Source organism: Pseudomonas sp. GV105, from assembly GCF_003058185.1.
Taxonomy (GTDB): Bacteria; Pseudomonadota; Gammaproteobacteria; order Pseudomonadales; family Pseudomonadaceae; genus Aquipseudomonas; species Aquipseudomonas veronii.
Map to the genome: position 1 here is coordinate 87,275 of NZ_QBUF01000015.1, position 20,458 is coordinate 107,732.

Sequence of the window (20,458 nt, forward strand, 5' to 3'; positions counted from 1 at the left end):
CCGCTATTTGTTTGCCTGAGCAAGCAACCGCGGCAGTATTTCTGCCGCTTTGCCGACGAGACTGAACTCCCTTTCTCCATGGACCGATTCTCGCTGCAGGTTGACATGCACTACTACAGCGCCATGTTCCCTGGCGATCCGGGGAATTTCCGCCGCTGGCTGTACCAGCCCCGAAGTCCCCACCGAAAGCAGCAGATCGCAATCTCTGACAGCCGCCAACGCTTCACGCCATGCCTGCTCCGGTAGCGACTCACCGAACCAGACCACGCCCGGCCGGACCTTGCCGTTACAATGTCGACAGCGTGGCGGTTCGAACCTGCGTCCGTCTTCATGATCATTCAACTGATCAGTGGTCCCCTCAAAAGGCCGGGCACACGCAAAACAGCGCGGCGAATGGAGGCTGCCGTGCAAATGAATCACTCCATGACAACCCGCACGCTCGTGCAGATCATCGACATTCTGAGTAATGACCGTCAGCCTGGTGACTAACCGAGCGAGTTCGGCGATAGCCAAATGGGCGGAGTTTGGTTTGGCAGCAAGTACCTTTGAGCGTCGCCATTCATACCATCCCCACACCAATGCCGGGTCGTTGCGAAATGCGTCGGCGGTGGCCAATACCGCTGGATCGAAACGCTCCCACATGCCAGTCAAGGCGTCGCGAAACGTCGGGATGCCACTCTCGGCAGAAACTCCCGCGCCAGTAAATACGACCACATGGGAAGCATCACGCAAACGCTGCCCCTGGAATTCGATCATGAGTTCGTCCTATCTACGTAACCGGGCAAACCATTCCGCCAACGTACGATCAATCATATTGGCCGGTTGTCGGGTCAACGCTTCGTTTCCACATTTCTCACATCGATCGCACCAATCCCTAGGTCCAAGGGCATCGCTAAGTGGCACGACCGTTTTCTTCCAGCCACATTTGCCACAGACAAATGTGAAGGGTCTTGGTCTTATGGGCATGTCATTACTCCTCTGTTACGCTCGCTTTACGCCACAGGCAGCAAGGCCTGCAGAATTTCCACCTTGCGCTGTAGCTGTTCCACATGAGCCTTTTCCGCTCGCAGCGCCGATCTGAGCTCGCGATTTTCCTCGACATGCCAATTCGCGCGAGTTCGACGCTCCTGCGCAGTGACATGCCAATCGCTGAGTAAACGCCAGGTTTTGCCGCATCGCGTGTACAGCGCAACCAGCACTGAAAGGATCAGCCCCAGCATCGCCATCGATGCCCAACTCTCAAAACCCATAGCATTTTTCTCCTGACGCAAACGCAGCTCCGGCAGCCAGCCGGTACCAGTGCGTAGCCTTGGCAAAGGCTGGCGCCTGGCCATCCATTCCTTTTTCATACAAACGCCCCAACGCCTGCGCCGCACACGTGATGCCGCGCTCATAGGCCTGCTCGTAGTAACTGGTCGCAAGGTCCTGGTTAACGCACATGCCTCGGCCGTACCAGGCTTGCTCGCCAAGATTGAATGCCGCCTCACCCGATCCCAACACATACGCGAGTTTGAACAACCGCCGAGCGAGGACGCTATCGAAAGGGACGCGACGACCGTTGATCCATAGCCAGCCAAGATCATTGAGCGCATCCGGGTCTGAGGCGAGCGAGTCATCGCGTAGCGAACGATACAGAATGCGCAGCAACGCGGGATCGACCATGGTGACCAGGGGGCTCGCGGCCTTGATCGTGGGGTAGGCAAGATTGCCGTCGACAGGCGCTTTCAACACTCTCAAGGACGGCATGCCAATGTCTGCATCCGCAACGCATGGCGACCGCGACTCGACAAACCGCATGCTCTCGGCATCGGGCAACAGGGCATCCAGAAACTGGAATACTTTTTCATCAGGGCTCATTCGGACAGCCTTCCGGTTGATCATTCGATAGGGCTCATTATCGAAATGAAAACGACATTTTGTGTCGTACACGCATCTCGACACATCCTGTCGCGGCTGATCACAACAATGAAGGCTCATCAATACAACCCAGAGCCAGCACTCATGAAAACCTACAGCGCCTTCATGCAACGCTCCATCGCTACTGCCGGTCCGCAAGCCAATTTCACCATCACCGTACAAGCAGTGAGCTCGGCCATGGCCAAGGTCACTGCCGAAGCCCAGTATCCCGGTTACAAGTGTTTCAACGCTCCCACTCAGGTTCGCTGACGTTTCTCCACCTGTGGATCCCTCCCCTCAACAAGTGATAGCTTATCGCCACACTGCGCGAGAATGCACTGGACTGAGTATCCCCGAATGCTCAAGCCTGAGCCTAATCCGCCGATACAGCCTCGATAATCAAGGCCAAGCGGACATCCTCTGCCCCAAGGAAACTCCTGGAATGGATTACCCGTCGCTCAAGACTCGCCACCACAACGAACGCAACGCCCACCACCCCAACCTCGCCTTACGTGTTCATCGAGCCCTGAGTTGGCTCAATCCTGGATAAGTCGCAAATATGGCGAGAACAGCGCCTTCGCTGACAAACGTGTCGACCACGACGCAATCCGTCGCACCTCGTCCGTACGGTAGCCGCCAGCCGCTAAATGTGTTTCGCCTTTAGGTCGTTACAACAACTCACCGATAGCGGTGTGTTGAACCCTCAACGTTCACAAGGAGCGTCAACGTGTCTGAAATGCTCATCACGTTCGGTATGCAACTCGATGGTCAACGGGCAACCCGGGCGAGCAATCAGCTGGGCGCTTTGACGGTCGGGCCACAGGGATTTCTGGATATTCTGGAAACCCAACTGGGCCTGACAGCACGCCAGCCTTGCACGGCGCAGCGTACAGCGGAGTATCGGGATTGCCTGGCACACTGCAACAACGCACAGCGTTTCTACAACGCCAGTTTTTCCGCTGATGAGCTGGGTGTGTCCGCTGCATTGCTGGCTTGGCGAGATGACTTGTATCTGTACGGTTGGGATGGGCGCGTGGAGGCAGATGCCAGCCAACGCCTGAAGGACCTTACCGAGGTAGAGATGAAAGCCCGCGAGGTAGTCGCGCCATCGATTGGGCAACGCCTGCACAATGTTGCCGCGGCTCTGGCTGTGCGGCGACCACCGATCAAGAATGTGCTGCTGGCTGACGATTGGGAGGTGTACCCACTTGGTTGGCAAGCGGTGCTGCATCAACTCCCACACGAGCGCCTTGAGGTGCCCGTGGGCACGGCGCAAGGCTTCCTAGGCCAGTTGCAGACGCAACTGCGCAAGAGCATTGCCGGTGAGCGCGTGACACCGATGCCGTGGCAAGAGGACGGCACGGTAAAGGTAGTTCAGGCACAGACTCGAGTGTTGGCGGCGAGCTGGTTGAGCCGCTCGCTGGATGAAAGCGTGCAGACCTTGCTGGTGGCCGGTGCCGAAGGCGGCTGCCTTGATGGTCATTTAGTCGGTGCAAACCAAGCTCGCCATGGCCTGAATGGCAGCAGCGATTTGCGGCCGACCCTGCAGGTATTGCCTTTGGCAATGGAGTTGCTTTGGGCGCCACTGAATTACCCAGCGCTATTACAGTTTCTGACCCATCCGATATGCCCGATTCGGCTGTTTGCCCGTCGACAGTTGGCGACCAAGGTATCGAGTATGCCGGGTATTGTCGGAGCCGAATGGGAAGCAGTCCTGGAGCGCATCGCAGAACACTACGGTGCCGAAGCGCCTCGTGTTCGGACATCCATTGGCGACTGGCTCGAAGCTCCCACGTTCAGTGTTGATGAAGGCGCGCCGCTGAGCGAAGTGCTGGTGCGTGTCCAACGCTTGCTGGCGTTCTTTCAACCGCGCCTGGGCCACGAAGAACCCGCACACAGCCTAGCTGCTCGGGCGGGTTATGCGCAGTGCGAAGCTGCTTTGGAAACACTAGAGACGCTTCAACTTCAAGGCGTCGAGCGGTTGCGTCCGCGGCAGTTGCAGCAGGTGATCGAACAGGCCACTGCGAGTGGCACGGATAATCCGTTACTGGCCGCCCAGGTCGGCGCTCATTCGACCGTTTCCCGCCCGGGGGCCGCCATTGAGAGCTCGGACACGGTGGTGTGGTGGAATCTGGCCATGCCGGCACTGCCTGCCATTTCGCCGTGGTCCAAGGCGGAACTGCTGCAACTCGCAAATGCAGGAGTGGCGCTGCCCGACGGTGGAACGCTGCTGGCTCAAGCGGCCCAAGACTGGCTACGGCCTTTGCTGGTCGCGAACCGCAATCTAACGCTGGTGCTGGCGCCGCCACACGAGGAAAGTCACCCACTTTGGCAGATGATCGAAACGGTTGCTCAGCACCCAAAAGTACATGCGCTGGAGGACCTTTTGTTTGCGCCCGGCCTCCTATTTCAGCCACAACCGTCGACCCCCCTACCAGTGCGCAAACGCTGGTGGAAGCTGCCGGCAGACATGCCACTGGCTCTGCCAGAAAAAGCCTCTTTCTCGAGCCTCAACCTGCTGCTGTTCAACCCTTACCAATGGCTGCTGCAATACGGAGCCAAGATTCAGGCATCCAAGAGTCTCAGTCTGAGCGACAGTTTTCTTCTGAACGGTTCGCTTGCTCACCGTTTAGCTGAACACTTTTTCAGCCGAGCCGACGCGCTGACCATGGACGCGGCAGCCTTCGCCGCGTGGTTCTCGACTCATTTCCCGCGCGTGGTGCGTGAAGAAGGGGCAGTGCTGTTGATGGAGGGGCGCGGTGCTGATCTGTCGACCCTGCGCCACCGAGTGTTGCGTGCAATGACCCAGCTGCGAGCACACTTTGCCAATGCCAATGTCCGCGTTGTAACCGCAGAGCAGGCGTTGGACGGGCAATTCGCTGGAGGCGCTCTGGCGGGTTCTGCCGACCTGGTACTGACTACAGAAGACGGGCATCGAGCCATCGTCGATATGAAGTGGGCCGGCGGCAAAAAATATCCCGAACAACTCAAAGCGAACCGCCATTTGCAACTGGCGATTTATGCCGAGTTGCTGCGTCAGGAGACCAATTCGTTGCCGTCCGTGGCGTATTTCATTCTGGAGTCCGCCCGCCTGCTGACACCGGATTACCGCGTATTTGCCGATTCGGAACGGGTGCCCGCCAATCCGCCAAGCACCACGCCCGAACTCTGGCAGAGCTTTACCGAGGCCTGGAAATGGCGTCAGGCGCAAATCACTGCGGGCGTCTTTGAAGTGGCACTGGAAAGCATTGAAGAGGACGAGGCTTCAACACCGCCCGAGAAAGCGATGCCAATGGAATACCTCAAGGAAGCCTACAACGACTACCTGGCCCTGGCCGGATGGGAGCAATGACAATGCCTAAGAACGCGCACATCACTTTTATCAGCGCAGGCGCCGGCAGCGGAAAAACTCACCGGCTCACAGAGATTCTGCACCAGGAATTGCTCAGTCAGCAGGTCCAACCTGCAGGCGTTATTGCCACCACCTTCACACGAAAAGCGGCGGCCGAACTTCGCGAGCGAGTACGCAGCCATTTGCTCAAAAAAGGTGAGATTGGCTTGGCGACCTCTATGGGGCAAGCCCGGATAGGCACCGTCAACAGCGTTTGCGGCCAATTGCTTGAGCGCTTCGCATTTGAAGCAGGCATGCCACCACAACAACGAGTCCTGGAAGAGAATCAGGCAAAAGTGCTGCTCAATCAGGCAGTAGATCGGGTCCTGCATGGTGAAAGCATGGACACCTTCCTTGCCATCGCACGCCGTCTGGGCTTAGAAGTCACTCATCAACAGGGCGACTATGCGAGCAATAACTGGCTCGATGAACTGCGCCGACTGTTAGATCAGCTACGCACCAACGACATCGACCTCGATCTGGCGCGTGGCTTTGCTGTCCGCAATGCCGAGGACATGCTTGAGCATTTTCCCACTGCGACCAAAACCGACTTGAGTGGTGAGCTCCTACGCATCATTCCTGATGTGCTTGGACAACTGATCGCTGCCAAAAGCAAGATAAAGCTTACGGCGGACTATGTATCCCTGCTCATGGATTTCCACCGTGAGTTGCTGCAAGGCAACGCGCGCTGGAGTGCCTGGGCAAAGTTGGCCAAATCGGCCCCGGAAGCCAAGCTCAAGCCATTGGTTGCAAGCCTGACCGAAACGGTAGCGCGCTACGCAGAACACACGGACTTGCATCGCGATATCACGGTGTATCTGGAACAGGTGTTCACCTTGGCCATCGACGCATTGCACGTGTACGGCCAGAGCAAACTTGAGCTCGGCGTGCTGGACTTTGCCGACCAGGAACACGCATTGCTGAAACTGCTAGACAACCCCGCCGTGATTCAGGTGCTGGAGCAAGAACTTGATCTGGTCATGGTTGACGAGTTCCAGGACACCAGCCCGATGCAGTTGGCAGTCTTCCTGAAGCTTTCGCGCTTTGCCAAACGGGTTTACTGGGTAGGCGATATCAAGCAGGCCATTTATGGCTTCCGTGGCAGCGACTGTGCATTGATGCAGGCCATCCTCAACGCGTTACCCGAAATGGGCGGTGAGAAACAGGTGTTGCGTAACTCGTGGCGCTCACGACCGGAGCTGGTCGAGCTGGCGAACGAAGTGTTTGGCCCGGCGTTCTCCAGCAGCTTGCCGCCCGACGAAGTTCAGCTGATACCTACTCGAGCGGACCAACTGCCCGGGCCCGCCTTCGCCAATTGGTTACTCGATGGCAGCAATGCCGAGCAGCAGGTGAGTGCGTTGGCCGAAGGCATTGGCCAACTGGTGAAAAACCGGCATCAGGTATTCGATAAAACCAGCAAGGAAATCCGTGACGTCCAGCTGGGCGATATCACCGTACTTTGCTACTCCCACAGCAACGTCGCCAAAGTGGCCGCCGCCCTCGCTGCAGCAGGAATGCCCTGCTCCACTGCGCAGCCCGGCTTGCTGGCTACCGCAGAAGCAACCCTGGCGCTGGCGTGCTTGCGTCGCTTGAATGACCCCTTCGATACCCTGGCTACCGCGCAGATTGTTTCGCTGGCTGAGGCAGAAGAGCCGGAGAGCTGGGTTGCGGAGCGCCTGCGTTATTTGCATGCGGGTCATCCAAAAGCGCTGTGGCGCGAGCAAGACGTCGACGATTATCGGGCACACCCCTTGGTTGCGGCAGTGGCGCGGCTGCGCGCGGACCTTCCATTGCTGACGCCTGTGGAAGCGTTGCAGCGCTTAATCGCTGAGTGTGACTTACCCTCGCGCGTCACGAGTTGGTCGACCTCGCCAGCACAGGCTCAAAAGCGCATTGCCAACCTCGACGCAATAATCGACTTGGCGCAGCAATATGAGGACCTATGCCGAAATGGGCTGGGGGCTGCATCTATCTCCGGGCTGGTGCTCTGGTTGGGCGAAACGGCCAGCACCAACAACGATGCATTGGCCACACCGGCGTTGGACGCCGTTCAGGTGATGACCCACCACGCAAGCAAAGGCCTGGAATGGCCAGTGGTCATCCTGATGGATTTGGCGCGCGATATTGGCGACCGCCTATGGTCCGTTTCTTCGCGCTCCAATAGCGCGTTCGATCCGCACAAACCATTGCACGACCGCTTCATCCGCTACTGGCCTTGGCCTCTAGGCAAACAGCAGAAGGTCCCACTGGCCGAGAAGTTCGAGCAGACCAGCCTGGCCAAAACGTGCCGAGAGGAAGCTGTTGAAGAAGCAAAACGCCTGCTCTACGTGAGCATGACCCGAGCCCGCGATCTGCTGGTGATCGCACGTTCCGGCAGAAAAACAACCGGGCAGTGGCTCGACTGCGTTCAAGCGCCGTGGTTGATGACAGCCCCAGGCGAGCAAGTTCTACGTTTACCTAGCGGGAAATCGTTGCCGGCCGACTGTCGAACACTGACCGCCGGCAATGCGCCAGAACCTATCGCAGTTGCCGTGCAAAATCTGCATTGGTTTGCCCCACTGGTAGTTGCCAAGCCCCGTATGCAATTGAGCTTTCAACCGTCCAGTAGCAGCACCCGCTCGGTGACAGGCGCCGGCGAAAAATGCCAAATCGGCACCCGCATTGCCTTGCAGGGCAGCCCTGAAATGAGTGCATTGGGGACCGCAATTCACGCCAGCTTGTGCCTTTCGTTTACAGATCCAAGCCGTCCCGTCGTCCTGGACGAAGTGCAGCGCCTGCTGCTGAGCCATGAAGTACATGAGCATGTGAGCGCCAGCCAGGTCATCAATCAGCTATTTGCCTTGCATGCCTGGATCGAGTCCCGGTGGCCGCAGGCTGAAGCCATGGCCGAGTACCCGGTGCAACAGTTGCTCACCTCGGGGCAGGTACTGAATGGACGGATTGACCTGCTGCTGGATACAAAAGATGGCTGGGTACTGATTGACCATAAATCCAATCCATCTCCAGAGGCACAGTGGGAGCGGCTGGCCCAAGAACATGCCGGCCAACTCGACGCCTATGCCCAAGCGATTGAGGCGGCATCCGGCAAACCTGTGACAGAGGCTTGGCTCTTCCTACCTACGGCGGCTGGTGCGGTTCGCGTTTTTTAACAATGAGCGTGTTTCACCCGCGCATTAACGATCAATCCCGGCGGTCAGGATTCCTTCTGACCGCCTGCCTCTAAGGAAAAAAGCATGACGTTGTATGAATCAATTCTGCTGGAAACACGTAATGGTGCACTGAACGACCCTTTCGAGGTTCAGGAGCTGACTTCGGAGCGACGCCGGGTAATGTGCCCCGAGGGTAAGGAGCTGGTGGAAAAATATCGGATTGGTTTCGAGTTCTTCAAGAAGTCGGCGATTGGGACCACCGTCGCCAACAACGCACAAGATGGAAAGACAGGTGCGGATGGATTCAGTGTTGGTAAAGGTGCCAAAGTCCAGTACGTGCGGGTAAAGCCCGGCGTATACACGGTAATGGGCGTCGAAGAATAACGACCTGGCAGGTTTTTCGTTATCTGAATCACAGCCACTTTCCAGACCACCGCCCTACTCTTAGGCAGTCCAAACGAGCCTTACCTATGACGATCAAACAAGCGAACGAAATAGATTCTGCTTACGAAAAACAATACGACGAGTTCAACAAGCAGCACGATTTCCTGAAAACGGTATTCGACCGTACCCCACTGGGAGACGACTTGGACACGCTGATGGATAAAGTCAGTGATGCGCGATGGTTGAACGTCAAAGCCGGATGGTTATCGGACACCTCCGATAAATTCGATCGCCTCGATTACTTCGTTGCCCGACTCAAGCAGGACTATCGTGGGAAGCTCATAAAAAGCCTGGCCGATGTACCCGATGACTTGAGGGAGGAATTCCCCGACGACGAAGCCGAGTTCCAAGCGTTCATGGCCGAGGAGCGCGAAACCTGTTACAGCGCCTACGATGAAATGACTTGTCTGCGATCGGATGCAGAGGAAGAGCTGGTGGCTAACGATTACTTCGACACGATTGGCTCGCAGCCTAGCGACTACGAGCTCACCCCCTACGAAGAAAAGTGCTTGCTGCCGCTGGTAGAAAATCTTGAAAGACTTTGGAGCAAGCATAAGGCAGTGGGGTTTGGCTTGATGTGTATGGCTAGCCATTTGGGTGATACGGATTATGATCTTAGTTTGACGCGGGCATTGATGTTCGATTGACGAGGTACATCTGGATGTCATGAGCTAAAGTAATCGAGCTTAAAAACCGACTTAGGGCGTAACTTTGTCCAAAATACGCCCTTACTCCGCCTGAATCATTGTTCCACGCTGCGTCCGAGAAAGCCGCCCGGGAGCTGTTATCGGGAGTATCTACAGTTTTCAACACCTGCCCGATATGTTTAGCAGGCAGAATAGCCAGTGCCGGATCGGTTATTCGTCAGCGGCAACAGCAGTCACTTCGTCGCTCGGGGTATAGCTATTATTTTTACCTAACCCGTGGCCTAAATGCCAAAGCAAATGGGTAAATACCGTCCACACCGAGCTTACGCCGGCCAGTGCAACCGCTTCAATGGAACGATGCGTTTGGTCTCTGCATCAGTGGAATCGTAATGCTCAATTAAGGCCCGCACAACGTGATCCAACGTCCACATCGCCAATGGAATGGATGCACGGTCTGCCTCATACTGGGCATCTTTACTGAAACCTCCCGTGCTTACGTAAAGACCCCGATCATCCTTGTGCCGCCCACCAAGAAAGCTGCGGATGTCCTGACTACCCATCTGCCCCTTACGATGCTTAACCTCCACTACAATGCGCGGGTGCTCAAAGCCGAAGCCATCGGGTGAGGCGACGATGTCTTTGCCACGGTCGGAACCTGGTGGCGAAACCTGAGTTTTGTAGCCCATCGCACGAAGGATCCCTGCAACCAGCTGCTGCATCTCATCCCAGTCGAGTTCACTTACTCGATCCTTGATTCGCTCCAACGCCTGAGACTCAATGTCAGCCAGCGGATCAGCGATACTTTCTTCAGCCTCATCTTCCACTTGCAGTACTGGTTTACCTTTCAACGCGGCGATTACTTCGGCTGCAGCACTGGAAGGCACCTCGAACAAGGTTAAAGTCGAACCCAGGCTGTTCTTGGTACTGGTACCCAAATTGTCACGCGGCAACTCCTGCTGCTGCCACTGCACCTTGCGCACCAGCGACATGCCTTGCTCAGCCCATTCTGAATGGTGCTCGGCCGGTCCCTTGACGTTGCCGACCAGATAGAGACGATTGGCAGGTGAATAAGTAACAACCCAATCACCGTCCTGAATCTCGTTTACGAAGCGCCACACTTGCGAGGCACCCGAAATAACCGTGCCCTGTTTCATCTGAGGCTCAGCGGATTGGTAGAGAGCAATTAACTGTTTACGCCCAACGCCGGGCTTCGCATGGGCGGCCAGCCGGCTCCAACCGATAGCGGCCACTTCGCGCTCCCGAAAAGCGTCGTAAAGACTTCCAGCTTCGCCACGTACCATCCACATTCGATTCATGTCATCTCCTCCGCGCCCAAAAGTCCTCGGGCTCAACCGACCACTTCTGATTGCGGTAAATTCAAAGCGACCTCGCGAAAAGCAATCAGAGCTGCTTCTAAATGATCGATGATCTCCAGTTGAAGCACATCGGGGGGCGGCAGGTCATCCAAGTTGTCCAGGCTGTCATCTTTCAACCAAAAGATGTCGAGACTGGCCTTGTCGCGTGCCATCAACTCTTCATAGCTGAAAAACTTGAAGCGTTCCGTAGCCTTGCGCTCGTTGCGGTTTTCCGGGTTATAGCAGGTGACGAAATCTTGCAGATCAACAGGCTTGAGTGTGCGCGTCTTTAGCGTGAAATGTTTATTGGTGCGCAGGTCGTAGAACCACACGCCCTTGGTATGCACACGCCCATCTTTGGGCGCGCTGTCGAAGAACACTACGTTCGCTTTGACGCCCTGGGCATAAAAGATACCCGTAGGTAGGCGTAACACCGTGTGCACGTCGCAGTTATCCAGCAGCTTCTTGCGGATCTTTTCGCCCGCGCCGCCTTCAAACAGCACATTGTCTGGCAACACCACGGCCGCTTTACCATCCACCTTCAACATGCTGACGATGTGCTGCAGGAAGTTGAGCTGCTTGTTCGATGTGGTTTCCCAGAAATCCTGCCTCTCGTAGGTCAGCGCCTCTTTGTCTTCCTCGCCCTCTTCATTGCTGATGGTCATGCTGCTCTTCTTGCCGAAGGGCGGGTTGGCCAGCACGTAATCCACTTTAAGTTTAGGCTCAGTGATCAACGCATCAGAACGCGCCACCAAGGGCTCACCATCAAGTTCGCCAACGTTGTGCAGAAAAAGATTCATCAAGCACATACGGCGAGTGTTTGACACGATCTCGTTGCCGTGAAAGGTCTTTTCTCGCAGGAACTCTTTTTGTGCTTTGTTGAGCGCAGCACCAGGCCGCGTCAGCCAGTTGTATGCGCCCAAGAAGAAGCCGCCTGTACCGCAAGCCGGATCCGCGATCGTTTTCATCGGTTCGGGGCGTACACAGGCCACAATCGCCTCGATCAGCGCGCGTGGCGTGAAGTATTGACCCGCGCCACTCTTGGTGTCTTCGGCGTTCTTCTGCAGAAGGCCTTCATACAGGTCGCCCTTGGTGTCGGCGCCCAAGCTGATCCAGCTTTCGGCGTCAATCAGCTGTACCAGACGCGAAAGCTTGGCCGGGTCTTGTATCTTGTTCTGTGCTTTGAAGAAGATAGCACCTAGCATGCCGGACCCTTGTCCCAGCTTGTGCAGCGTAGCCAGGTAATGCGCTTCCAGCGGTTCGCCCACTTTGGAGGTCAGACTGGCCCAGTCATAGCCCTTCGGAATGTGGGTTTCGCGGTTGTAGGGCTCTTGCGCGTATTCGTGCGCCAGTTTCAGGAACAGCAAGAAGGTGAGCTGTTCCAGGTAGTCGCCATAGCCCACGCCGTCGTCGCGCAAGGTGTGGCAGAAGTTCCAGACTTTCTGGACGAGGGAGCTTGCGTTCATATCAGACCTCTAATAATTCTTGTATCCAAGGGTGCTCGTTGCTTCGCAGCGCACCTAGTAAAAATCTCATTTCTCCGCTGTAGAGCGCATCACGTGATATGAGCCGAAGGAGGCGTGCCAAGACGTTATTGAACTCAACTTCCTTGTCAGGGTTGAATTTCAAGGCCTCATATAGCTGCTTGCCCTCATCGACGTCTGATACCAGTTGTGCAGCAAAACCAAGACGCCGAGTGCATGTTGGGCCGTAGTCGAGGTGATACACCTCAATCGACACCTCTGCGCGTTGCTTGGCTACCGGCTCTTGACTGGCGGCACAAGGCTTTCCATTTTCTTGCTGACACCCCACAAGCTTCCAATCCAACGGATGACAAGGATCCAGAAGCACGGGGCGCTCTAGTGTTGTGGGACCCGCTATATAGACACGTTGTGCCTCGTTCAACAGTGGAAAGCGATCAGCCTTTCCTCCAGCCGTTCCTCCTTCCAGGTCTTTGCGCCGACTGTTGCAATAGGTGCACGCATAGCGAAAATTATTCGCGTCAAATGCCAACCATCGGTAACCGGTATGAGGATTGGCGGCATCGCTTACACGGTTCTTCGGGCGGAAGTGATCGACCGCGTTGTCTGACCTATCTACGGTGGACTCACAGTACCAACACTTATCATGCAGCAAGTCCGCCAATCCGTTTTTGAGTTCTCGCCACACCACATCATGATCGTTGGGATTTGCTCCGTTCGAGACGGCAGCAGCTGCGGCGCTGGCGCGATTATTCCACCCATCTGGCTTGGCCAGCCTTCTTAAATCCACATACCTCACGATTGCCCCGCCTGATCTGAAAGGTCGCGTTGTTTGACCAACTGCTGAATGAGGCGCCTGGCCAACGCCTCTCGATCATTTCGGGACATTTGAACGACCTTCCGCGCAAGCTCTCGGGGAAGATCCGTCTCAAAGTGCGTCGCCAGCAGCTCATGCCGCAAACGCAAGTAACGTGAATACTCATCATCTGGGTGGAAGAAGCGGAATCCGAGCCGATCGAGCTGTGAGTTGATGCTGTCTAACTCGCGCTGCTCATCCGGAGTAAGCCGTTCCTTGGAAGCGAACGCACGCTGTGCCTCTAATAGCTCTTGTGTTGGTTGATCCAGCGATGAAGCGATTCCAAACATGTCGCTGGTGACAATCGCCGCATAACCCATGCCGCGCGGCGCCATTTCTGGATAACGAGCTACGATCTGACGCTGCCCATCCTGCGCGCACATCCTCAGAATCTGTACCTGTTCGCGATCCAGTTCGGCAACAGCTAACGGGTTATGTGTGGTGAGCAGGATGTGGCTGGTTTCTTCTTGCTTCGTTCCGTTGGCAATGAACTGCTTCAAGTACGAGATGTAATCCACGCTCCAGCGCGGATTCAAATGCGTGTCCGGCTCATCCAGCAAGAACAGGCTTTCATCCTCGGAGGTAAAACGCAGTAAGCCCAAAACGGTCAGCAGCTGCTGCTCGCCTTCACTCAATTCGCGGAACGTAACGGTGCCGTCGTTCTTCTTGAGGCGAACACGGATACGCACTTCTTCGATCAACTCGGAGACGTAGGTGCTCTCCAAATCACGAAAGAACTGCGCAGGCGTCTGGTTGCCCACTAAGCGCCGCAGCGCAGCGATGTCTTTCACGTACAGGTACTTGAACTGTAACTTTGTCTTGTTCCAGATTGACGTGGGAACCTGCCGACTGATTTCGATGGGCGCCAGGGCAATATCGTGCAAGCGAGAAAGAAAGTCCCTTACCACGCCCCGCGCATTCCAAAACCGTGGGTCGCCATCCAGCGCTTTAGACTTCCAAGGCGGTTGTCGCAGCACGAACAGCACCGACTCAATACCTTCGTCAGGATCAATCCCAAGATGGTCATCGAGAAAAGCCCGCACCACGTCAGACTGTTGAATCATAAAAGCGAGCAGCACGAACTGGCTATGCACCGGCATAGCATAGAAAAGCCGTTTCAGACCGGGGTCTTCGCCGTTTCGCAGCTTGCTGTCGTAGCCTTCCAGATAGGGGCGAAACACCTCATGCATGCGCGGACTCTCGCCCGAGTAGTAGCTGAACACGTAACGCGGCAAATACTTATAGTCCGCATTCAGGAAGGCTGTGAGCTTGACTGGCTCCCACGGGGGTAGTTTATCTGCCCCGTCTCCAAAGTCCAGTACGCTATCAACAAGGTTGTTCTGCTTGGTATCGGCAACGCGAATGAGGAAAGCATCCTTAGCACGATCAGGGTCTGCGTCGATGTAAATGTGACGAAGGTTTTGACCCGCACCCATCCGATAGGACAGCTGAAAAGCAAAGGCCGGTGAGCGTTGTTTGGCAATCAAGTCGCGGAAGATGATGGCCAGCGCCTCCAGCACGTTGGACTTGCCGGTGCCATTCCAACCGATCACCACCGTGACCCAGTGATCCTGATCGAAGTCGATGGTGACGTTCTTCAAGTTTTTAAATCGATGGTTATCTACCCCATTTATCGAGGCTTTATCACTACCGATAGTGAACTTATCTAGGCGCATGGTCAGTTCGCTATTAGCTTAAGCAGGTCACCCGTCCTGAGCCCGTGCTCATTGATTACTGGTTTCACCTGTACACGCTTTTCCACAACATGGAGCTGTCGCAATTGGGCATATAGCTCCTCGACACAATCTGTCAGTGTGCCATCAACCACACCGCAGCGCCGGAAGGCTTCTTGCGCCGGCAACCAGTCATCCGCCTCAGCGAGAACATCAATCAGTTTGCTCACCACGGAGGAGATCACCTTCTGTTGTTTGGTTTTGCGTATCTTGGACTGTTTCTCGCGGCCCGCACGCGCCACGCGGATGCGATCCAGCAGCACACTGGCAGGTTCGTCGTTAGGATCTTGCATGACAAGATGCCCAGCGAAGGCTGCGCGCAGGATATTTTTGCGTTGGGCGGTGGACTGTTTAAGACCAAGCTCTATCGAACGATCATTCTCACGTGCGGCGTCAAAATTGCTGTCGAGCACATCGACGATGCAACACTGCTCTCGAAACGGCGGAATTGGGATTACAACTTTTTCAAGTATTTCAAGATTGATGTTCTTCTGTGCCGTTGCTGGCGCTTCATTTTCCAGCTTCTGCTGAATACTTCGCATGAAATACTCAACGTAGCGAATGGAAACCTCCTCTGTAGCTGGGAGAAACCCAACAACGCTGTCGGGAAAGCAGGCTTCCATCGTAAGAATGGCCGTCTTTCCAATGTTGGCAGCAATCGTGATGCACATCGTACCAATTGGCCAAAGTCGGCTCTGCGCCAGACCTGCTTCGCTGTAAGTCGTCTCGACACTGGAAATAAAAGTGTCCGAATGACGTATGGTCCCCGTCTGCACAAAGGGATACGGACCGCCATACAAATGCTCGGCGCTCCTCGGGCGGTGCTTCGATCGACCACGGTCAAGCCACCCAGCCTGCGACAACGTCGCCCACACCCACCCCTCAGGCAATTCCGCTAAGTCGGTGATATCCGGCTGCACCGGCTCGGGGTATTTCTTTTGCCAGTCCTTGGGACGGGCTTTGTCTTGCTCCTTGAACTTGGCGAGCTGTTTGGCTTCCCAACGGGCGCGGCGCTCGGTGAGGATGCGTTGCAACAGCTGTGCGCCGGTCTCGGCAGGCGTGTGCTGGGCACGCCATTCAGCGGTGAGCGAGCCTTCCACGGCAGATTTCAGCAGCGATTGGCGGTACTGCTTGAGCTTCTTCTGCGCGGCCTTGAGTTCATCCACACCAGCATCGAGGTCGGTAAGCAGTTCTTCGAGTTTCGCAACTATGCGGGCTTGTTCGGCACGGGGCGGCAGCGGAAGACCAATCTCACCAATCGTCTTTGACGACAGGTGCTTCACCGTCACGGAGGGCGTATTAGCATTAATCGCTGCCAAGTAGCCAGGCAGCACGAGTGAGAGCAGTTGCTTGTCGTACAGCGACTCGATTGGTGAAATTTTGCAGACCCGTTGATTCAATAGTGCTGTTTTACGGCCCCAGAATCCCGAATTGAAGTCGCCATCCATACCAATCAGTAGATCACCTTGCTGCACAAGGTAAGCATCTTCGTAAGCCCCGGAGTAATAGGTGCTTGTTTCACCAGTGATTACATCCCGGATGCGAATAAGCGGCATTCCTGCTGTCGTACCAAATAGTGCCGAGTCAAAGGGCGCACCATTAAGAATGGTGGCGACTTCTGCAAGAGGTACACGCTCCCAGGTTGCATGCTTCCCGAGCATTCCCGACGTGTCAGCATCTATCAACTCGGCAACGGTCATTGTGAAAGCCATTACGCCACCAACTCCATATTCATTTCATTCATCAATGTATCCAAGTCTTTACCAAACAAGCCCCATGCCTTTTGCAACCCACCCTTGCCGGCCAATTCCGCATAATCAAAATCGTCCCGGCTGATGCTGCAGCTGCTAGCGATATGCTCTTTCATCAGACGCAGCCAATCAGTTTGTTCAGCAGTGAAGGCGGTGCCGCGCTGGGCGTTGTGACGGAAGATCCATGTTTGAAAACGTTTATCCACCTCATCGGCAAAGGGCTTCAACTCAGCCTCCAACCCGAGTGCAAAACGCAGCAGTGATACCAAATCGGTGAGCTGGCGTTTGCGGTCTGCCCCCTTCACTGCACTGGCCTGCACGCGGGTGTAGGCACTCCATAGGCGCTCTGTGGTGAGCATCAACGGCGGCTTACTCAAGCGTTCGTGGAGGTCTTCGATCATGTCGAAAGTGAGCGCGCGGCGCTGGTAGGGTTGCTGGTAGAAAAAGTCCAGCGCAGCAATTTCGTCTTTGTGCTGCTTTAGGTAGTCAGCAAAGGTTTGAATCAACGCTTTGGCCTGCGCTTCCGCCTGCTCACCGAAGCCTGAAAAGGTCACCTGATCCAGATTGATATGATCAATTATCTGCTCGCGCTCGCGGCGGGCGCTTTCGATCTCGTCGCGCAGAGCCGGTTGGTCGAAGGGCGCGCAGGCGGCGGCCACACGCACAGCGCGGGCGGCTTCAATCTCTTCGGGTAGCAAGGTGTCCTCAGAGCGGGTGATGCCCTTGGCCTTGGCGGTGGCCAAAGCGGCTTGCACAATGGCATCAGGGTCCAGCGCGGCGATCAACCCCTTGCCCAACTCGGCCACGGGAATGCCGCCGCTTGCTTTCTCGATCCGGGCCTGGGCCCTATCGTCCAGTTGCTTGGCCAACCTCACCAGGCGGTTGGCGAGCGAAAGTACAGTGTCGTCGTCGCGACTGCCCATCGCCACGCCTTGCAGCAGGTCTTTTAGCGCTATGCCGGGTTTTTTCTCCAGCGGGCGGCTTTCTGTTTTAAGAGATTTTTCCACGCCTACGGCATCGATCAGCACAAAGCGGGTTTTGGCACCATCGGCACTGAAGCTGACGCGCTTGAGGCTGTCTCCATCTAGGCTGCGCACGCCGCGGCCCTTCATTTGTTCGTAGTAGCCTTTGCTTCGCACATCGCGCATGAAGAGCAGCACTTCAAGCGGTTTCACGTCGGTGCCGGTGGCGATCATGTCCACAGTGACGGCGATGCGCGGGTTGTATTCGTTGCGGAAGTCACTAAGGATGCTGTCGGCGTCTCCTTCAGCTTTGTAAGTGACCTTTTTGCAGAAGGCATTACCCTGCCCATAGACCTCGCGCAGGATGTTGATGATGTCGTCCGCGTGACTGTCAGTCTTGGCAAAGATCAGCGTTTTGGGTGTTTCTTTGCGCGCCGGAAAAATCTGCGTTTCCACAGCAGTTTTCATGGCGCGAATCACCTGCCGGATCTGGCTCACATTCACTACAGAGCGATCGAGCTCCTTGCCAGTATAAGTCGTGTCTTCTTCGGTTTGACCCCAACGTTTTTTACGCGTTTGCCGGTCACGGTGGTCGACGTATTCCTTGGCTTTGAGTTCGGCACCTTTTTGGGTAATTTCGGTCTCAATCTCATATGCGTCGTAGCCGACGTTGACGCCGTCGGCCACCGATTGCTCATAGGTGTATTCGGCGACAATGTTTTCGTTGAAGAAGCCGAAAGTGCGCTTGTCGGGCGTAGCGGTGAGACCGATAAGGCTCGCATCATAATAATCGAGCACCTGTTTCCACAGGTTGTAGATGCTGCGGTGGCATTCGTCGATGATGATGAAATCGAAAGTTTCCACTGGCACAGCTGGGTTGTAGCGGACGAGCTTTACCTGTTTAGCCGTCTGCTGCACTTCGTTGAGTGAGACATCTTCGACCGAGTCATCAATCGGCTCGCCGCTCAGAATGGAGTACATGCGCTGAATGGTGCTGATGCACACCTGTGAGTGCGGGTCTATGTTAGGCGAAGCCAATCGCTGCACATTGTAAAGTTCGGTGAACTTGCGGCCATCATCCGGCGGCGTATAAGCCATAAATTCCTGGTGGGCCTGCTTGCCGAGGTTGCGGGTATCGACCAGAAACAGGATGCGCTTGGCACCGCCGAACTTGAGCAGACGGTAGACGGAGGTGATGGCAGTGAAAGTTTTGCCCGCTCCGGTAGCCATATGTACCAGAGCTCGAGGTTTGTTCAGTGCCAGCGACTGTTCCAAACCAGTAACTGCGCTGATCTGGCAGTCGCGCAGGTTGAGTTCGGGCAGTGCGGGCATTTGTTCGGCCAGACGACGGCGTAGGGTTTCCGGTTGAGCCAACCAGGTCACAAGTGTTCCAGGTTTGAAAAAGTTGAATATTTCACGCGAGCGAGGCGCTGGGTCAGCGTTATCGGTAAAACGGATAATCTGGCCGGTGGCCTCAAACAGAAAGCGCAGCGGGATATTGTCCTTACGCCATTTGAGGCTGGAGGTAGCGTAGCGCTCGGTCTGTCTTTCGGTGGCGGTGAGGTTTTCGCCAGCGCTATCTTTTTTGGCTTCGATGACCCCCACAGCAGTGCGGTTCACGAACAACATGTAATCAGCCGGACCAGTATCGGTAGGGACTTCACGCACGGCTACGCCAACACCTGCGGAAAGGTTGAGCTCTTTCATGCCCTGGATAACCCAGCCAGCTTTTTCAAGCTTAGAGTCGATCTGCTGACGGGCTTTTAATTCTGGCGTCATGATGCTAATCCCTGCAAATTACGCGCAAATGGGTAGGAACAAAACCACTCCGCTTCTAAGCAACATCCTAATCTCACGAGACTGGCTAGCCAATCTCAATTGGCAACCATTTGGCAACGAAAACAGCAAAATCCCATTCGGCAATAAAAAGCCAAAATATAAAAAAATCCAACCACCGCTAAGTGATTGGATTTTCTGGAGATTTATGGTCGGGACGGAGTGATTCGAACACTCGACCCCTAGCACCCCATGCTAGTGCGCTACCGGACTGCGCTACGCCCCGACTAGGCGTGTTACTGGGTTCGCTTCGCAATGAAGCGATCAGGAATATACCGCAAGCTTTTGAAATGTGGAAGTATTTTAAAAGCCTGAATCATTTTTTCAGAACCACCAGCACATCTTCGAGTTCGGAGATCATTTGGCGGATCAGTTGCTTGTATTGGGTGGTGTCGTCTTTGGCTTCATCACCGGACATGCGCTGGCGCGCGCCGCTGATGGTGAACCCCTGGTCGTACAGCAATGCACGGATCTGTCGGATCATCAGCACATCCTGGCGCTGATAATACCGACGGTTCCCGGTGCGTTTGACGGGGTTGAGTTGAGGAAACTCCTGCTCCCAATAGCGCAGCACATGCGGTTTTACCGCACAGAGCTCGCTGACTTCACCGATGGTGAAGTAGCGTTTGCCTGGGATGACGGGTAGCTCGTCGTTATGACTTGGTTCCAGCATAAGCCTCAACTCGGGCCTTCAACTTCTGCCCTGGACGAAAGGTGACCACACGGCGAGCCGTGATCGGGATTTCTTCTCCCGTTTTTGGATTGCGGCCAGGCCGCTGGCGTTTGTCTCGCAGGTCAAAATTGCCGAAACCGGACAATTTGACCTGTTCGTTGTCTTCCAGAGCGTGTCTGATTTCTTCAAAGAACAACTCGACCAATTCCTTGGCCTCGCGTTTGTTCAGACCCAACTCTTCGTACAGACGTTCCGCCATCTCAGCTTTCGTCAAAGCCCCCATA

Annotated in this window: 16 protein-coding genes and 1 tRNA gene; 5 read left to right on the forward strand and 12 right to left on the reverse strand. The window is 55.5% G+C overall.

Annotation, left to right across the window (positions count from 1 at the left end; all coding sequences use genetic code 11):
- Positions 1-3 precede the first annotated feature (3 nt).
- The 3 genes from C8K66_RS25430 to C8K66_RS25445 all read right to left on the reverse strand — a co-directional run bounded on the left by C8K66_RS25430 (position 4) and on the right by C8K66_RS25445 (position 1,857).
- Positions 4-756: an NAD-dependent deacylase gene (locus C8K66_RS25430; protein WP_108526305.1), complete on the reverse strand. Its 753-nt coding sequence runs from the start codon at positions 754-756 to the stop codon at positions 4-6.
- A 236-nt stretch (positions 757-992) separates the two neighbouring features.
- Complete coding sequence (locus C8K66_RS25440) at positions 993-1,250, reverse strand: hypothetical protein (RefSeq protein WP_108526307.1); 258 nt, start codon at positions 1,248-1,250, stop codon at positions 993-995.
- Positions 1,240-1,857: a tetratricopeptide repeat protein gene (locus C8K66_RS25445; protein WP_132849957.1), complete on the reverse strand. Its 618-nt coding sequence runs from the start codon at positions 1,855-1,857 to the stop codon at positions 1,240-1,242. The genes C8K66_RS25440 and C8K66_RS25445 overlap by 11 nt, the downstream gene beginning before the upstream one ends.
- A 144-nt stretch (positions 1,858-2,001) precedes the next feature.
- Between C8K66_RS25445 and C8K66_RS31040 the strand changes: the two genes are divergently transcribed.
- From C8K66_RS31040 to C8K66_RS25465, 5 genes are all read left to right on the forward strand, one after another.
- Positions 2,002-2,166: a hypothetical protein gene (locus C8K66_RS31040; RefSeq protein ID WP_165933340.1), complete on the forward strand. Its 165-nt coding sequence runs from the start codon at positions 2,002-2,004 to the stop codon at positions 2,164-2,166.
- Positions 2,167-2,632: 466 nt separating this feature from the next.
- Entirely contained in the window at positions 2,633-5,248 is a 2,616-nt protein-coding gene (locus C8K66_RS25450; protein WP_256591066.1) for a PD-(D/E)XK nuclease family protein, read from the forward strand.
- A gap of 2 nt (positions 5,249-5,250) precedes the next feature.
- Positions 5,251-8,436: an exodeoxyribonuclease V subunit beta gene (locus C8K66_RS25455; protein WP_108526313.1), complete on the forward strand. Its 3,186-nt coding sequence runs from the start codon at positions 5,251-5,253 to the stop codon at positions 8,434-8,436.
- A gap of 84 nt (positions 8,437-8,520) precedes the next feature.
- A complete protein-coding gene (locus tag C8K66_RS25460; protein WP_108526315.1) occupies positions 8,521-8,820 on the forward strand; it encodes a hypothetical protein in 300 nt (99 codons plus the stop codon).
- Between the two features lie 86 nt (positions 8,821-8,906).
- A complete protein-coding gene (locus tag C8K66_RS25465; protein ID WP_108526317.1) occupies positions 8,907-9,527 on the forward strand; it encodes a hypothetical protein in 621 nt (206 codons plus the stop codon).
- Between the two features lie 323 nt (positions 9,528-9,850).
- On the opposite strand, the gene C8K66_RS25470 is transcribed toward C8K66_RS25465, so the two are convergent.
- From C8K66_RS25470 to ihfA, 9 genes are all read right to left on the reverse strand, one after another.
- Complete coding sequence (locus C8K66_RS25470) at positions 9,851-10,843, reverse strand: restriction endonuclease (protein WP_108526319.1); 993 nt, start codon at positions 10,841-10,843, stop codon at positions 9,851-9,853.
- 32 nt (positions 10,844-10,875) lie between these two features.
- The gene (locus C8K66_RS25475) at positions 10,876-12,348 is read right to left on the reverse strand and encodes a class I SAM-dependent DNA methyltransferase (RefSeq protein WP_108526321.1); all 1,473 of its coding nucleotides are present in this window, start codon (positions 12,346-12,348) and stop codon (positions 10,876-10,878) included.
- Between the two features lies 1 nt (position 12,349).
- Entirely contained in the window at positions 12,350-13,162 is an 813-nt protein-coding gene (locus tag C8K66_RS30675; protein ID WP_132849958.1) for a hypothetical protein, read from the reverse strand.
- Positions 13,159-14,895 (reverse strand): AAA family ATPase, encoded by a 1,737-nt coding sequence (locus C8K66_RS25485; protein ID WP_108526325.1) that lies wholly within the window; start codon positions 14,893-14,895, stop codon positions 13,159-13,161. Before C8K66_RS25485 ends, C8K66_RS30675 begins: the two co-directional genes overlap by 4 nt.
- Before the next feature lie 2 nt (positions 14,896-14,897).
- Complete coding sequence (locus C8K66_RS25490; protein ID WP_165933341.1) at positions 14,898-16,664, reverse strand: restriction endonuclease subunit S; 1,767 nt, start codon at positions 16,662-16,664, stop codon at positions 14,898-14,900.
- Positions 16,664-19,444, reverse strand: coding sequence for a type I restriction-modification enzyme R subunit C-terminal domain-containing protein (locus C8K66_RS25495; RefSeq protein WP_108526327.1), 2,781 nt, complete (start codon positions 19,442-19,444; stop codon positions 16,664-16,666). The genes C8K66_RS25490 and C8K66_RS25495 overlap by 1 nt, the downstream gene beginning before the upstream one ends.
- Positions 19,445-19,650: 206 nt before the next feature.
- A tRNA-Pro gene (locus C8K66_RS25500) sits at positions 19,651-19,727 on the reverse strand.
- Positions 19,728-19,817: 90 nt separating this feature from the next.
- Positions 19,818-20,174, reverse strand: coding sequence for a MerR family transcriptional regulator (locus tag C8K66_RS25505; RefSeq protein ID WP_003174972.1), 357 nt, complete (start codon positions 20,172-20,174; stop codon positions 19,818-19,820).
- Positions 20,155-20,457 carry an integration host factor subunit alpha gene (ihfA, locus tag C8K66_RS25510; RefSeq protein WP_002553164.1) on the reverse strand — a complete coding sequence of 101 codons (303 nt, stop codon included), beginning with the start codon at positions 20,455-20,457 and terminating at the stop codon, positions 20,155-20,157. Before ihfA ends, C8K66_RS25505 begins: the two co-directional genes overlap by 20 nt.
- Position 20,458 lies beyond the last annotated feature (1 nt).

Excerpts from the sequence above, each read along its gene's own strand:
- C8K66_RS31040 (WP_165933340.1), top strand. The coding sequence starts at position 2,002 with ATGAAAACCTACAGCGCCTTCATGCAACGCTCCATCGCTACTGCCGGT.
- ihfA (WP_002553164.1), bottom strand. The coding sequence starts at position 20,457 with ATGGGGGCTTTGACGAAAGCTGAGATGGCGGAACGTCTGTACGAAGAG.
- C8K66_RS25475 (WP_108526321.1), bottom strand. The coding sequence starts at position 12,348 with ATGAACGCAAGCTCCCTCGTCCAGAAAGTCTGGAACTTCTGCCACACC.
- C8K66_RS25485 (WP_108526325.1), bottom strand. The coding sequence starts at position 14,895 with ATGCGCCTAGATAAGTTCACTATCGGTAGTGATAAAGCCTCGATAAAT.
- C8K66_RS25455 (WP_108526313.1), top strand. The coding sequence starts at position 5,251 with ATGCCTAAGAACGCGCACATCACTTTTATCAGCGCAGGCGCCGGCAGC.
- C8K66_RS25495 (WP_108526327.1), bottom strand. The coding sequence starts at position 19,444 with ATGACGCCAGAATTAAAAGCCCGTCAGCAGATCGACTCTAAGCTTGAA.
- C8K66_RS25460 (WP_108526315.1), top strand. The coding sequence starts at position 8,521 with ATGACGTTGTATGAATCAATTCTGCTGGAAACACGTAATGGTGCACTG.
- C8K66_RS25465 (WP_108526317.1), top strand. The coding sequence starts at position 8,907 with ATGACGATCAAACAAGCGAACGAAATAGATTCTGCTTACGAAAAACAA.
- C8K66_RS25505 (WP_003174972.1), bottom strand. The coding sequence starts at position 20,174 with ATGCTGGAACCAAGTCATAACGACGAGCTACCCGTCATCCCAGGCAAA.
- C8K66_RS25430 (WP_108526305.1), bottom strand. The coding sequence starts at position 756 with ATGATCGAATTCCAGGGGCAGCGTTTGCGTGATGCTTCCCATGTGGTC.
- C8K66_RS25490 (WP_165933341.1), bottom strand. The coding sequence starts at position 16,664 with ATGGCTTTCACAATGACCGTTGCCGAGTTGATAGATGCTGACACGTCG.
- C8K66_RS25445 (WP_132849957.1), bottom strand. The coding sequence starts at position 1,857 with ATGAGCCCTGATGAAAAAGTATTCCAGTTTCTGGATGCCCTGTTGCCC.
- C8K66_RS25470 (WP_108526319.1), bottom strand. The coding sequence starts at position 10,843 with ATGAATCGAATGTGGATGGTACGTGGCGAAGCTGGAAGTCTTTACGAC.
- C8K66_RS25440 (WP_108526307.1), bottom strand. The coding sequence starts at position 1,250 with ATGGGTTTTGAGAGTTGGGCATCGATGGCGATGCTGGGGCTGATCCTT.
- C8K66_RS25450 (WP_256591066.1), top strand. The coding sequence starts at position 2,633 with ATGCTCATCACGTTCGGTATGCAACTCGATGGTCAACGGGCAACCCGG.